The sequence below is a fragment of the Streptomyces sp. ADMS genome (assembly GCF_033441795.1).
Taxonomy (GTDB): domain Bacteria; phylum Actinomycetota; class Actinomycetes; order Streptomycetales; family Streptomycetaceae; genus Streptomyces.
The window spans coordinates 1-238 of the sequence record NZ_JAVFVX010000626.1 but is presented as its reverse complement, the minus strand read 5'-3'; the positions used below and the strand labels follow the sequence as shown (position 1 = coordinate 238).

At 74.8% G+C, this 238-nt stretch carries 1 pseudogene; it reads left to right on the top strand.

The window, feature by feature from the left end:
- Nucleotides 1–238 (top strand): annotated as a pseudogene (locus RB628_RS42240) (mobilization protein); the annotation flags it as partial.

Sequence of the window (238 nt, the reverse complement as noted above, 5' to 3'; positions counted from 1 at the left end):
TGGACAGCGACGACGACGATGCCGCAGCCCAACTCGTCGGAGTCGGCGAACTCCTGGACGCGGTCGCCCAGACCTCCCCAGCCGCCACCCGCACCGAACTTGGTGCCGCCGCTCGCTCCTTCGAACGCGCCACCCGCAGCCACGTCCGCGCCGAACGCGCCGACACCCGGGCGATCCGCTCGGCGGCCCGAGGCATCATCCAGGCCGGCAGCGCGCTCGGCCGAGGCGAGGACGGCGG